Origin of the sequence: Arthrobacter gyeryongensis, from assembly GCF_039543785.1 — a bacterium.
In the GTDB taxonomy this organism is placed as follows: domain Bacteria; phylum Actinomycetota; class Actinomycetes; order Actinomycetales; family Micrococcaceae; genus Arthrobacter; species Arthrobacter gyeryongensis.
On record NZ_BAABKK010000010.1, the window covers coordinates 194,818 to 208,536 of the forward strand.

The following is a 13,719-nucleotide window of genomic DNA, read 5'->3' on the forward strand; positions in this document are numbered from 1 at the left end:
GCTCAGCGGTATTCCGGGTTTTCAAAATCGAAGCGTGTGCCGGCTTTCCATTCATCCGGGAGGTTGCCGTACGCAGGAATGCCGCCGACGTCCTTGAGCATGCGGGCGTAGTGGAGCAGGTTCCACGTCATGAAGGTGGTGTTCCGGTTGGTGAAGTCGCTCTCGGGGCCACCTGATCCTTCGTCGAGGTAGCTGGGGCCGGGGCCAACGGCACCGATCCAGCCGGCGTCGGCCTGCGGCGGAATGGTGAAGCCGACGTGCTGGAGGCTGTACAGGACGTTCATGGCACAGTGCTTGATGCCGTCCTCGTTGCCCGTGATCAGGCAGCCGCCGACTTTCGGATAGTAGGCCCACTGGCCTTTGCTATTGAGCTGGCCCGAATGGGCGTAGAGCCGCTCGATGAGTTTCTTGGTCTGGGAGGAGTTATCACCAAGCCAGATAGGACCGGCCACCACCACAATGTCGGCCTCCAACACGGCCGGGTACAACTCCGGCCATTCGTCAGTGGCCCAGCCATGTTCGCGCATGTCCGGATAAACCCCGGCGGCGATGTCGTGGTCCACCGTGCGGATCACGCGCGTGCTGACGCCCTGCTTTTCCATGATGCGCCGGCTGATGGCAATCAGACCGTCGGTATTGCTCACCTGTGGGGATGGTTTGAGCGTCCCGTTGAAAAAGACGGCCTTGAGATCGTCATAGCTGGCAGGCTTTGTTGCTTCGTTCACTTGCTGCTCCCCTTTGGTTCGGACTGCGAAACGGGACGTTCAGTGAGACCTCTTCGGTGAGACCTTGAAGACAGGGAACAAGCCCTCCTAGGAGAGCTTGTTCAGGAAAGCCGAAGCGTGGGCCTCGAGCGACTTGCCCGGAGTGGACACATCCCAGCGCCACAACAGATTGCCATCCACGAGGCCGAAGATGCGTGTGGCCGCAGTGTATTCCTTGGAGTGGCCGCCGCGCATCACCATATCGGTGCTCATCTGGATCTGCGGCCCCTTGATTTGGCCGTAGTACAGCTCGCTGATGCCACCGGGATGGGCGATCGTCACGGTGATGTCGAACCCGCCGTCCGCGTTCCGGTGGGCCTCGACGTCGTCGGCGGTTTTCAAAACCGGGACGATTTCCGCGGGAATCAAGCCGGGGCCGCCGTCGGCGTCGAGCATTTTCCGCTCCAGCGCCCAGAAGCCTGTTTCCACGGTGAGGGGCCGCAACTTGGTGCCGTCCTCGTCGCTGAGCCAGCTTTCCGCGCGGTACTCCAGGTAGGGCAGACCGTGGTGCGTGAAGGAGACATGCTGGATGAAATGATCCGAGTCTTCTTCACCGGTTCCAAGCCGTCCCCGGCCTTCCCACTCACCAATGAGCCAGGAAAGGGGTACCAATTCGGGTGTCAGGTCGGAAGGGATTTCGATGGGCACAGCAATTACCTCAGTGGACCGGAAGGTACAGGTTGATCAAAAGCGCTGGGAGCTCTACTTCTGGCCCTTGAAGAGACGGTAAACGACAAAACCAGCGAACCACGCCATCGAGAGGCTGGCCAGGCCGAGGAGGACAAGGAAGAAGATTTCAAATGCAAGTACGGACATGATGCCATCCTAACTGTTAGTAGATGAGTAGTTTGTCGATGAAGTAGCACATGGCGCCAACCGCCCAGACTGGGGCGACGCCCATTCCAAGGACAGCCGGGAAATTGAGGCGGCCGAGCCGAAGCGTCACCATCCGGCGGAAACTGACCAGGACCGAGCCGATGACGACGCCCACCACGATGGCGGCGACGATCGCGATATTGGAGAACACCAGGCCTGCCAGCGGAGCCACCAACCCCGCCGCCACGATGCCCAAAGGCGCCACGACCCGGTCCGGCCAGCGCAACAAGCCGGCGAGGAGGGCGACGGCGGCGCTGAGAGCGGCGACCAGCACCATTTCCTTGATCCCGTTGAACCTCGCCCCCGCAATCCAGCCCGCGCCAAGGCAGCTCAGCAGGACCCCGGCGCAGCTGCCAAGGGTGGATTCGAGCCGTTGGGCCTGGCCGGTTCCGCGAATCAACTGCACGACGAACACCGCGATCACGCCTGCGGCGATGAAGGCGGGGGTTGCGTCGAGAAATCCGGGGGCTGGCACGAAGCCGGCAGCCAGGGCTGAACCCGCACCGCTCAGGCCGATCACGGTGGCGAGTGTTTTCTTCGCGGGGACCGCTAGAAAATGGGGCCAGCCGATGCCGACCGCGGCCGACGCCAGGATTCCGACGGCGACCAGCCCTTCCGTGGGACCGTAAGAGCCGGCGACGAAAACCGCGAGCGCCACGAGGCCGACCACCCCGATGCTCCAAGACTTCACTGCGCCCCTGACCTCACTGTGTCCCTAACCTCGTTGCGCCCTCGTGGGATCCTCGATGGGCCCCATTTCGTTCCAGGCTGCGAGCAACCTCCTGCCAATCCTGCCTTATACGGCACAAATATGTCGCAAACATGGGTTGAAGGTGACACGAATCCCTGACGTTGCAGGGGCCTTTGGGTATACTCGGTTGTCAACAGCGCTTCTTGTTGCAACGCTTCCGTTACAACGGAACCACGCCCCATAAGCAGCTACCGGCCGGTGGAAACCCGGTTCAGACGCCCGATGATGCGCGGACCGCCCATTGGAGGAACTATGTCGCACATCCTGCTCCTGACGAACAGCACCGGCTCGTCGGTAGACATCCTGCCCGCCTTGGAGCTATTGAACCACCGGGTCCACATCCTTCCGGCAGAGCCAACGGCATTGCTCGAAACCGACCCCACCGACGTCGTGTTCCTTGATGCCCGCAAGGACCTCGTGGGGGCCCGCTCCCTGACCCAGTTGCTCAAAGCCACGGGCTTGAGCGCCCCCCTCATCCTGATCCTCACCGAAGGCGGCATGGCTGCCGTCTCGTCCGCTTGGTCTGTTGATGACATCGTCCTCGACTCGGCGGGCCCGGCCGAAGTCGAAGCCCGGATCCGCCTGGCCGTGGCCCGCGCCATCCCCGGCGAAGAGGAAACCAACACCGAAATCCGGGCGGCCGGCGTCGTGATCGATGAAGCGAGCTACACGGCCCGCGTGAACGGGCAGCCGCTCAACCTGACCTTCAAGGAGTTCGAACTCCTGAAGTACCTGGCCCAGCACCCGGGCAGGGTATTCACGCGCCAGCAGCTGCTCACCGAAGTATGGGGCTACGACTACTACGGCGGCACGCGCACCGTGGACGTTCACGTCCGGCGCCTGCGCGCCAAGCTGGGCGTGGACCACGAGAACCTCATCAGCACGGTCCGCAACGTCGGCTACCGCCTGACCTTGGTCCGCTTGCCGGAAGACGAGCTCACGGAGGCCTAGGCTTCCGACACCCTTCAAAACCCCAATCTTCTCAAAACACAGGGAAGGCCCGGACTCATTGAGTCCGGGCCTTCCCTTGCTTGAGTGGAGGACATACGGGTCGAACGTATCGAGGCCACCCCACTGGTGGATCCCCCTCGTATCCTGCTTCGCGAAGCCGGACGAGATATAGACCTTACACGGCCAACACAGTGGCCGCAAAATCCATCCCGCCAAACCGGCCGGAGACGTATAGCCTTGCAGCATGAGCCTTGCGCACCCGGAGAACTGGCCCGTCCTCGTCGTCAAAGGCGCGTCGGACAACGACTTGTTGAAAGACATCAAGACGCTGGCCGCAGCTGCCGAGGAGTCGGACGGCAATCCCCCGCTGTCCGAACAGACCCTGGTCATGCTGCGCGGAGCCGATGCCGGCGACCACTCGGTGCTCACGCTGGCCCTCTACGCCCCGGACGAGCAGTCCGATCCCGCAAGCGGCCAGGATTTGGCGGGAATCGCCGTCGTGGTTGAAGCGGACGACGGGACCGGAGTCCTGGAAATGGCAGTGCACCCCAGCTACCGCAACCAGGGTGTCGCAGGCCGGCTGTTGGACTCGCTCCGGGACAGCCGCGGGCTCGACGGGCTGAACGCCTGGTCCCATGGGAATCACGAGGCCGCCGCGGAGCTTGCGGCCCGTTACGGCTACGGCCCGGCGCGCGAACTGTGGAAGATGCGCCTCATGACCTCCACAGCGGAGCTGCCCGACGCCGGCCTCCCTGAGGGAGTCTCGCTGCGCGCCTTCGTGCCGGGTCAGGATGAGTCCGCCTGGCTGGCCGCCAACAGGGCGGCATTTGCCCACCATCCCGAGCAGGGTTCCCTGACCAGGGCCGACCTGGAAGCCCGGATGGCTGAGGACTGGTTCGATCCCGCCGGTTTCCTGCTGGCTGTGAACCCGGCCGGGGAACTGCTCGGATTCCATTGGACCAAGGTGCACCCCCGGCAAGGACCCCATCCGGCCATCGGAGAGGTCTACGTCGTCGGTGTGACACCCGCGGCCCAGGGGTTGGGGCTTGGCAAGGCGCTCACTGTCGCCGGGATCAGGTACCTCCAGAGCCACGAACTGCACTCCGTGATGTTGTATGTGGACGCCGACAACACCGCGGCAGTCGCCCTCTACCAGAAGCTGGGCTTCGTACGATGGGACGTCGATGTCATGTATGCGCCGTTGACCCGGAAGTAACCCGGAACCAAGGCGTATCTGAAAGGCTGGGACATCTAGGATTCCGGCACGTGGAATCCTTGTAGGGTTGAATCAAACCCCCGCGCTGAACGAAGGAGAGCCCGATGAACCCGGACCCGGTCGGAACCACCAAAACCGAGGTCAAGGGCGCAACCTTGCCTCCCCGCTTCGGATCTTCCGAAGTCCCGGCTGCGCGGGCAACACAGGACCGCATCGACATTCCCGAATTTGCGCCCTCCCTTGAACCGGAAGGCGACATCACTCCGGACCGCTTCCTGGACCGCGAGCTGAGCTGGCTCGCCTTCAACTCCCGGGTTCTCGAGCTCGCGGAGGATCCGGACCTCTTCCTGCTGGAGCGGGTCAATTTCCTCTCCATCTTCGCCTCGAACCTGGATGAATTCTTCATGGTGCGGGTTGCCGGCTTGAAGCGGCGCATCGCCACCGGGCTCGCGGTCCCCTCCCCCGCCGGGCTGAGCCCGATCGAAGTCCTGGAGCAGATCGGCGATGCCGCCCGGAAGCTGCAGGAACGACACGCGCGCGTGTTTGCCGAGCAGATCCGCCCCGCACTGGCCTACGAGCACATCCACCTCATGCGCTGGGACGAACTCGACGACGAGGCCCAGCACCGTTTGAGCATCATGTTCGGCGAGAAGGTCTTCCCGATCCTCACCCCGCTCGCCGTCGATCCCGCGCACCCCTTCCCGTATATTTCCGGTCTTTCCCTCAACTTGGCCGTGATTGTCCGCAACCCCGTGAGCGACAAGGAACTCTTCGCCCGCGTCAAGGTTCCGGACCAGTTGCCGCGGCTCGTCTCGATCGACGGACCGCGTGCCGGCGCGGTCCCGGGCCGCGTGGCACGATTCATCGCGCTCGAAGAGGTCATCGCGGTGCATTTGGACAAGCTGTTCCCCGGAATGGAAGTCATGGAGCATCACAGCTTCCGCGTCACCCGCAACGAGGACGTGGAAGTTGAAGAGGACGACGCCGAGAACCTCCTGCAGGCGCTCGAAAAAGAACTGCTGCGCCGCCGCTTCGGCCCGCCCGTCCGGCTCGAGGTCACCACCGACATCAACCCGAACATCCGTGCGCTCCTGGTGCGGGAACTCGGCGTCGAGGAATCCGAGGTGTACTCCGTTCCGGCTCCCTTGGACCTCCGGGGCCTGTCGGTCATCGGCGGAATTGACCGCGCGGACCTCCACTACCCGAAACACGTGCCCCACACCTCGCGGTACTTGAACGAATCCGAGACCTCCAAAGCCGCCAACGTCTTCGCGGCGATGCGTCGCCGCGACATCCTGCTGCACCACCCGTATGACTCGTTCTCGACGTCGGTCCAGGCCTTCCTGGAGCAGGCGGCCGCCGACCCCAAGGTCCAGGCCATCAAGCAGACCCTGTACCGCACGTCCGGCGATTCCCCGATCGTGGACGCACTGATCGACGCCGCCGAGGCCGGCAAGCAGGTCCTGGCCCTCGTGGAGATCAAGGCCCGCTTTGACGAGCAGGCCAACATCTCCTGGGCCCGCAAACTTGAGCAGGCCGGCGTGCACGTGGTGTACGGCATCGTGGGACTCAAGACGCACTGCAAGTTGTCCCTGGTTGTCCGTCAGGAAGTGGATGGCCTCCGACGGTACTGCCACATCGGCACAGGCAACTACCACCCCCGGACAGCCCGCTACTACGAGGACCTGGGCCTGTTGACCTCCAATGAGCAAGTCGGCGAGGACCTGTCCAAGCTCTTCAACCAGCTCTCCGGATATGCCCCCAAGTCGACCTTCAAGCGGCTCCTCGTGGCGCCGCGCTCGGTGCGGTCCGGCCTGATCGACAGGATCGAGACCGAGATCCGCAACGCCCGCGCAGGAATTACCGCCAAGGTCCAGATCAAGGTCAACTCCATGGTTGACGAGGCCACCATCGATGCCCTTTATCGGGCGTCACAGGCCGGGGTAAAGGTTGACGTCATTGTCCGTGGCATCTGCTCGCTCCGTCCGGGAGTTCCTGGACTGAGCGAGAACATCACGGTCCGCTCCGTCCTGGGACGCTTCCTGGAACACTCCCGCGTTTTTGCCTTCGCCAATGCCAACGATCCCGTGGTCTACATCGGCTCCGCGGACATGATGCACCGCAACCTCGACCGCCGGGTTGAGGCCTTGGTGCAGCTCTCCAACCGCGAAGACACGGCCGAGGTCATGGACCTGCTGCGCCGTTACATGGACCCAGGCACCGCCAGCTGGCACCTCGACAACCAAGGCCACTGGACAAGGTTCCACCAGACCGAAGACGGCACGCCGCTGTTGGACATCCAGTCCTGGCTGCTTGCCTCCCGGTCCCGCCAACGTGCAGTTGCCCGGCGGTAGGCAGCGAAAAGTTGAAGAGCGATACACCTGTTGCAGACCAGACGGACCATCCCGGGGAGCCGATCGCCGTCACGGCGGCCGGCGCTATTCCTTGGCGCGTTACCAAGGGTGCCCTTGAGGTCCTGCTGATTCATCGGCCAAAATACGACGACTGGTCCTGGCCCAAGGGCAAGCTCGACTCCGGGGAAACCATCCCGGAGTGCGCCGTCCGCGAGATCAGGGAAGAAATCGGCCTCGACGCTGCCCTCGGGATCCCCCTTCCCCCGACCCACTACCATGTGGCGGCCGGGTTGAAGGTGGTGCACTACTGGGCGACGCAGGTCAACGGGGCCATCATCAAGCCGGACGGCGAGGAAGTGGATGCCTACATGTGGGCCGCGCCGGACAAAGCGGCACGATTCCTGAGCAACCCGACAGATGTGGGACCCCTCCAGGCGCTGGCCAAGGCACACCTGAACGGTGAGCTGGAGACCTGGCCCCTGATTCTGGTGCGCCATGCCAAGGCCAAGCCACGATCCTCCTGGTCCAAGGCCGAAGGCAGCCGGCCGTTGGCCGTGACGGGACTGCGGCAGGCGCTGGCCGTGGAACGGCTTCTGGGCGTGTGGAAGCCGCTGCGGATCGTGAGCAGTCCGTGGGCCAGGTGCGTATCCACCATCGCGCCGTATGCCAAGTCAGCCGGAGCCAAGGTGAAACTTGTGGAGGCCCTGACCGAGCACAACCATCAGCGGAGCCCGAAGAAGACATCCGCCGTCGTCGAGGGCTTGTTTGACAAGCAGCGCGGGGTTGCACTGTGCACCCACAGGCCGGCACTCCCCACCGTCTTGAAGACGCTCGGCGAGCGTATGGGCCCCGAGCTTCACGAGATGCTGCCTGCCCAGGATCCGTACCTGGCGCCTGGCGAGATGATCGTGTGCCACGTGGCCCGGGCAAACGGCCAGCGGGTTGTGGCCGTGGAACAGATCAAGCCCTTCGACGACTGACTCCAGTAAGCTGGGTGCGTGAGCATCCCAACCCCATATGAAGACCTCCTGCGCGACGTCATGGCCAATGGCACGCATAAGTCGGACCGCACGGGCACCGGCACGCGGAGCGTTTTCGGCCGCCAGCTGCGCTTCGATTTGAGCCAGGGTTTCCCGCTCATCACCACCAAACGGGTGCACTTCAAATCCCTCGCGCTGGAGCTCTTGTGGTTCCTCCGCGGCGAGTCGAACGTGAAGTGGCTCCAAGAGCAGGGCGTCACCATCTGGGACGAATGGGCGGACGCCGACGGCGAACTCGGCCCGGTGTACGGCGTGCAGTGGCGCAGCTGGCCGACCCCCGACGGCGGGCACATTGACCAGATCGCCGAGCTCATGAAGGGCCTGGCCGCCAACCCGGATTCGCGCCGGCACATCGTTTCGGCATGGAACGTGTCCGAGATCAAGGACATGGCCCTGCCGCCGTGCCACGCGTTCTTCCAGTTCTATGTGGCCGACGGCAAGTTGTCCTGCCAGTTGTACCAGCGTTCGGCAGACATGTTCCTGGGTGTTCCTTTCAACATCGCTTCCTATGCACTGCTGACTTGCATGGTGGCCCAGCAACTGGGCCTTGAGCCCGGCGATTTCGTGTGGACCGGCGGGGACGTCCACGTTTACGACAACCACGTGGAGCAAGTCACCGAGCAGCTCTCCCGGGAGCCTTACGAGTACCCGCAACTGCGCTTCGCCCGCAAGCCGGACTCGGTCTTCGACTACACCTTCGAGGACTTCGAAGTAGTCGGCTACCGCCACCACCCCTCGATCAAAGCACCCGTGGCGGTATGAACACCCACGAAACTCCCGCCGAGGAGTCGCCTTCCCCCGGGGAGGCCGCGGAAACGCTCAACGGAATCGGCCTGGTCTGGGCACAGACCGGCAGCGGAGTGATCGGCAAGGGCGGGACCATGCCTTGGCATGTTCCCGAAGATCTGCAGCATTTCAGCCGGCTGACAAAAGGACATCCGGTCATCATGGGCCGGAAGACCTGGGAGTCTTTTCCCGCAAAGTACCGGCCCTTGCCCGGCCGCACCAATATCGTGGTGACCCGGCAACACGGCTGGGCGGACTCGCCCGAAGCACGTGGCGCCGTCGTGGTTTCATCCCTTGACGCAGCCCTGCTCGAGTCCCAGTTCGCACCGGGCGGCCAGAATGTCTGGATCATTGGCGGCGGCGAAATTTACCGGCAGTCCATGGATATCGCGAATGTCGCCGTCGTCACGGTCATCGATTCCGAAACCGACGGCGACACTTACGCGCCGGAGTTCGGCGAGGCTTGGAATCTTGAGGCGATGGAGCCGGCTGAAGGCTGGCTGACGTCCAAGAACGGCACCAACTACCGGATCGCCACGTGGCGCCGGACGGAAGACTGAGAATGCTGAAGAAACCTGAGACCCTGTTCGTGCTCGGCTACATGTTGTTGCCGCTCTTCGCTCTCTTGTCCGCGATCGTTGGACTCACCATGATCCTGGGCGGCAACAAGATCCTGGGAATCATCGTGCTTGTAGTTGTCACCCAGATCTTCGCTTTCGGCGCCTTCTACGCCCTGCGCGCCCGGAAGGCGGCCCTGCTGGAAGAACCCGACTCCGGCAAGTAAGCGGCAACTTGCCCAACTGACTCGCAGTTGTTGTCGTTTTGGAGGTTCAAAACGACAACAACTGCCAGTCAGTTGGGTCCGGGAACCGCCGTCGTGGATTTCCTCGTGACGTAACCGACAGCGGCCGGGAGCCGCGAAAGTCTAGACTGGTTCAATGACTACAGCAGCTAATCCGTCCGTTGGACTGGTCGGTTGGCGTGGCATGGTCGGCTCCGTCCTGATGCAGCGCATGCAGGAAGAAGGCGACTTCGCCAACATCAACCCGGTATTTTTCTCCACCTCGAACGCTGGAGGTGCCGCGCCGTCATTTGCCGACGGCGCAGGCAAGCTCGAGAACGCGTTCGATATTGAGACTCTTGCCAAGCTGCCGATTATTGTCACGGCCCAGGGCGGCGACTACACGAAGCAAGTCCACGGTGAACTGCGCGGCCGCGGCTGGGACGGGCTGTGGATCGATGCCGCATCCACGCTGCGTATGAACGACGACTCCATCATCGTGCTGGACCCCATCAACCGCGACGTCATCGACGCCGGACTGTCCGGGGGCGTGAAGGACTACATCGGCGGCAACTGCACCGTCTCGTGCATGCTCATGGGGCTCGGCGGCCTATTCAAGAACAACTTGGTCGAGTGGGGTACCTCCATGACCTACCAGGCGGCATCGGGCGGCGGTGCCCGCCACATGCGCGAACTGCTCAATCAGTTCGGCACCCTCAACAACGAGGTCAGCAGCGAACTGGACGATCCCGCCTCCGCGATCCTGGAAATCGACCGCAAGGTCCTGGCGACCCAGCGCACCGGCGTCGACGCCACCCAGTTCGGCGTGCCGCTGGCCGGCTCCCTGATCCCGTGGATCGATGCCGACCTCGGCAACGGCCAGTCCAAGGAAGAGTGGAAGGCCGGAGTGGAAACCAACAAGATCCTCGGCACGGGCAACGGAAAGCCGGGCAAGGACCATGTGGTCATGGACGGCCTCTGCGTCCGTATCGGCGCCATGCGCTCCCACTCCCAGGCACTGACGCTCAAGCTGCGCGAGGACTTGTCCGTCGCCGAAATCGAGAAGCTCCTCGACGCTGACAACGAGTGGGCCAAGGTCGTTCCCAACACCAAGGAAGCCTCCATGGCGGACCTCACCCCGGTAGCCGCCTCCGGCACCTTGGAGATCCCCGTGGGCCGTATCCGCAAGCTCGAGATGGGCCCTGAGTACATCAGCGCCTTCACGGTGGGCGACCAGCTCCTCTGGGGCGCTGCCGAGCCGCTGCGCCGCATGCTGAAGATCGCTACCGGCACCCTCTAGGCGTCCTGCTTTCTTCAACTGACTTGCAGTTGTTGTCGTTTTGAGGGCTCATAACGACAACAACTGCGAGCTAGTTGGGTGCGCTCAGCGCTTCATGAACCGCACGTACTTCGCGGCCTGGAGTTCAAAGGAGCGCTTGGCCGCCGGAGCCAGGCCTTCAGCGGCGAACGGTTCGGGCACGACGACGGCGGTCCGGCCGGTGCCGCTGCGGGACCAGGTGCCCACCACTTCGCCGCCGGACACGATCATCCGTTTGAAGACACCGTTGCCGCCGGGAACGACCTTCTCGAAATGCTCCGGCGGCAGGACAAGGCTGCGGTCCGTATACCCCAGCAGGAATTCATCGAATCCCGGCAAGGCGAGGACCGTCCGCGAGCCGGGGACGCCGTCGTCGAGCAGTGCTGCCGTCTCAGGCGAGAGCCAATAGGACGTTCCACGGAAGACGAGCTCAACGAGTTGGCTGCGAATAGCCTCGTGGGCTGCCCGGACCTCGGATTTGGGAATCTGGGTCCACCACGCGAAGTCCAAGAGCGTGGCCGGTCCGTGGCTGCGTATATACCTGAGCAGGAATTCGGCTATTCCCTCTTCACGGCCCAGGCCCTTGGATTCCGGAATCCACTCATCGAAGGCCACGAATAGTTGCTGTCCAAGCGCTTTGCCTGCCGTGCCGGCCGGAGGACCTTGGACCAGCCAAGCGTTCTGGCACAGGATCCACAGCAAATGGATCCCGCGTTGTGCCGTGGTCACTTGGCCTGCGGATTCGAAGATCTTGAAGAGTTCCTCGCGCGTTGCGCCTGGGCTTCCGGCGACCCGTTCAAGGGCAAGGTCCCGGCACGTGGCGATGTCTGCCTCGTCGATCCCAAGCTCCCGATGCCGTGCGGCAACCGAACGCATGGACCGGTCCGTGGTGATGGCCAGGATCCAGCGCAAGTCCTGCGGCGGAACCAAGTGAAGTGTGCCCCGCATGGGCCAGGACCGGACCACTGCGCCGTTCTCCAGCGCTTCCAGCACCTTCGAGAGGCCGGAACCGGGGACCCGCTGTCCCACCGCCCAGAACGCCGAGGCAAGGTCTTGGGCCTGCATCGCGCCCATCCTGGAGACGCATTCCTCCGGGCTACTGAATCCGCCAAGCAATCCTTGGCTCGCAAGGCGCAGCCTTCCCATGACTTTGGGAGTGACGTTGGTCTTCGTCGAAGCTGCCATGGGCCCATCATAGGACGCGCCGCGGACAGCTTCGGTCCTCATTAGCCCGTTGGAGGAACTCCCATGCCGCTCACAGGGGCCTTCCAGCGGGCCCTCCTACGCTAGGGGAATGCTGTTCGGTGAGTTAGGTCCGCTGCTGCGGCCGCTCAGCCGGCGGTTAGCGGCCGCTGGTTGGTGTGCCGCCGCCGTCGGGCTTGTCTGCGGCTTGGCAATAGCTGTTGGTGCGGGGGTCCGGTTGTCCCCGTCGATGCAGGCTGTCCAAGAGGTAGGACTCGCCGCCACGGGCGCCGCGGCCCTCCTCCTGGGCCTTGCCGCCGCGTGCCAGCCCTCGTCCGAGCGGCACGTTGACGATTCCGAACCAGGGTTCCAGACAGGCGCCAGCGATCAAGTGCGCAGTTTCCTGCTTGCCGCCATCGTTATGCTCCTGGGGGTGGCAGGCTTTGCGGCAGCTGGCTGGATTTCGCCCGGCGGTCCGTCGCCGCAGAGCATAGCGTTCAGCCAGATCTTCCTCTTGGGGGCCGCCAGCTGCGGGCTGACGTTCCTGTTGCTCAACAAGGTCCTCCCGAGCGGAAAGCGCTGACGGGCGTTCCTCGCGGGTTTCTTAGCGGTTTTCTACAGGGCCAAACCGATCAATAGCGGCTCCGGATGCAGTTCAATGCCAAACCGCTCGACGACGCCGCGGCGCACCTCGCGCGCGATCGCCACCATGTCCTCCGCACTGGCTCCCCCCCGGTTGGTGATGGCCAGGGTGTGTTTGGTGGACAGCGAGGCGCGGCCGCCGGAGACGCTTGCGGGTTCGAGTCCGAAGCCCTTTCCGAAGCCGGCCTGGTCGATCAGCCAGGCTGCCGACAGCTTGACGAGGCCATCGTTTCCGGCCGGGTACTGCGGCGCTCCCTCGGGCAGTGACGCGGCCGCTGCGGCCGGGACAATCGGGTTGGTGAAGAAGGAGCCCGTGGAATACGTGTCCCTGTCCGAAGCGTCGAGGACCATGCCCTTGGAGGCACGCAGCCGCAGGACTTCGCGCCGAACGTCGTTGGAATACGCGCGTTTCCCGGCCTCGACCCCGAGTGACCGGGCCAGCTCTGCGTACCGGATGGGCGCGCTCATGCGTCCGAGCGGCAGCTGGAATTCAACAGTCAGCACCACGTATCGCGGTGAGCCCTCGGTGGTGGTCTGTTTGAGGATGGAGTCCCGGTAGCCGAACTTGAGCTCGGAGTTGGTGAAGGTTTGCACGGCGTTGCGTTCGCGGTCCCAGGTACGGACCGCGGCGATGGTCTGGGAGACATCGGCACCGTAGGCGCCCACATTCTGAACAGGGGTAGCGCCCGTGGCTCCGGGGATGCCGGAGAGGGCCTCAAGTCCCGACCACGCGTGCAGCACCGAGTGCTCCACGAAGGCATCCCAGTTGTGCCCGGCCTGGACCACCACGGAAACGCCTCCGCAGCTATCCTCCGAATTGACGGTGAAGCCTTGCGAAGCGATCTTGAGCACGGTGCCCGGGTATCCGGCGTCAGAGATCAGCAGGTTGGAACCACCACCGATGATGAGCAGTTTGTCGCACGCAGCATCCGCCGAGCGGACTGCGTTGATGATTTCCGCTTCGTTGCGGGCCTCCACGAAGGTACCGGCGGGGCCACCAACAGCGGCCGTGGTCAGTTCGGAAAGCATCGTCTGGGTCACCAATCAAGCCTAGCGGG

14 protein-coding genes are annotated in these 13,719 nt (G+C 63.7%); 9 read left to right on the forward strand and 5 right to left on the reverse strand.

Going from position 1 to position 13,719, the window contains the following annotated elements; translation table 11 throughout:
* Positions 1 to 2 precede the first annotated feature (2 nt).
* From ABEA18_RS07645 to ABEA18_RS07655, 3 genes are all read right to left on the reverse strand, one after another.
* On the reverse strand, positions 3 to 725 hold the full coding sequence (locus ABEA18_RS07645; RefSeq protein ID WP_234749026.1) for a flavodoxin family protein: 723 nt from the start codon (positions 723 to 725) through the stop codon (positions 3 to 5).
* A gap of 87 nt (positions 726 to 812) precedes the next feature.
* A complete protein-coding gene (locus ABEA18_RS07650; protein WP_345448655.1) occupies positions 813 to 1,412 on the reverse strand; it encodes a nitrobindin family protein in 600 nt (199 codons plus the stop codon).
* Between the two features lie 184 nt (positions 1,413 to 1,596).
* Positions 1,597 to 2,331: a permease gene (locus ABEA18_RS07655; protein WP_345448656.1), complete on the reverse strand. Its 735-nt coding sequence runs from the start codon at positions 2,329 to 2,331 to the stop codon at positions 1,597 to 1,599.
* A gap of 312 nt (positions 2,332 to 2,643) precedes the next feature.
* On the opposite strand from ABEA18_RS07655, the gene ABEA18_RS07660 reads away from it, so the two are divergent.
* The 8 genes from ABEA18_RS07660 to asd all read left to right on the forward strand — a co-directional run bounded on the left by ABEA18_RS07660 (position 2,644) and on the right by asd (position 10,819).
* Entirely contained in the window at positions 2,644 to 3,342 is a 699-nt protein-coding gene (locus ABEA18_RS07660) for a winged helix-turn-helix transcriptional regulator (protein ID WP_059387339.1), read from the forward strand.
* 244 nt (positions 3,343 to 3,586) lie between these two features.
* Positions 3,587 to 4,558, forward strand: a complete 972-nt coding sequence (mshD, locus tag ABEA18_RS07665) for a mycothiol synthase (protein WP_345448657.1) — start codon at positions 3,587 to 3,589, stop codon at positions 4,556 to 4,558.
* A gap of 104 nt (positions 4,559 to 4,662) precedes the next feature.
* Entirely contained in the window at positions 4,663 to 6,912 is a 2,250-nt protein-coding gene (locus tag ABEA18_RS07670; protein WP_236812317.1) for an RNA degradosome polyphosphate kinase, read from the forward strand.
* Between the two features lie 11 nt (positions 6,913 to 6,923).
* Entirely contained in the window at positions 6,924 to 7,892 is a 969-nt protein-coding gene (locus ABEA18_RS07675) for an NUDIX hydrolase (RefSeq protein WP_345448658.1), read from the forward strand.
* 18 nt (positions 7,893 to 7,910) lie between these two features.
* Complete coding sequence (locus ABEA18_RS07680) at positions 7,911 to 8,714, forward strand: thymidylate synthase (RefSeq protein ID WP_345448659.1); 804 nt, start codon at positions 7,911 to 7,913, stop codon at positions 8,712 to 8,714.
* Positions 8,711 to 9,298: a dihydrofolate reductase gene (locus ABEA18_RS07685; RefSeq protein WP_345448660.1), complete on the forward strand. Its 588-nt coding sequence runs from the start codon at positions 8,711 to 8,713 to the stop codon at positions 9,296 to 9,298. Before ABEA18_RS07680 ends, ABEA18_RS07685 begins: the two co-directional genes overlap by 4 nt.
* Positions 9,299 to 9,300: 2 nt before the next feature.
* On the forward strand, positions 9,301 to 9,522 hold the full coding sequence (locus tag ABEA18_RS07690; protein ID WP_345448661.1) for an NF038396 family protein: 222 nt from the start codon (positions 9,301 to 9,303) through the stop codon (positions 9,520 to 9,522).
* Positions 9,523 to 9,676: 154 nt separating this feature from the next.
* Positions 9,677 to 10,819: an aspartate-semialdehyde dehydrogenase gene (asd, locus tag ABEA18_RS07695; protein ID WP_345448662.1), complete on the forward strand. Its 1,143-nt coding sequence runs from the start codon at positions 9,677 to 9,679 to the stop codon at positions 10,817 to 10,819.
* A gap of 84 nt (positions 10,820 to 10,903) precedes the next feature.
* Here asd and ABEA18_RS07700 read toward each other — a convergent pair whose 3' ends face one another.
* Positions 10,904 to 12,022 (reverse strand): winged helix DNA-binding domain-containing protein, encoded by a 1,119-nt coding sequence (locus ABEA18_RS07700; protein ID WP_345448663.1) that lies wholly within the window; start codon positions 12,020 to 12,022, stop codon positions 10,904 to 10,906.
* A gap of 109 nt (positions 12,023 to 12,131) precedes the next feature.
* On the opposite strand from ABEA18_RS07700, the gene ABEA18_RS07705 reads away from it, so the two are divergent.
* Positions 12,132 to 12,602, forward strand: a complete 471-nt coding sequence (locus ABEA18_RS07705; RefSeq protein WP_345448664.1) for a hypothetical protein — start codon at positions 12,132 to 12,134, stop codon at positions 12,600 to 12,602.
* A gap of 32 nt (positions 12,603 to 12,634) precedes the next feature.
* Here ABEA18_RS07705 and ABEA18_RS07710 read toward each other — a convergent pair whose 3' ends face one another.
* Entirely contained in the window at positions 12,635 to 13,702 is a 1,068-nt protein-coding gene (locus ABEA18_RS07710) for a UDP-N-acetylmuramate dehydrogenase (protein WP_345448665.1), read from the reverse strand.
* Positions 13,703 to 13,719: the final 17 nt, after the last annotated feature.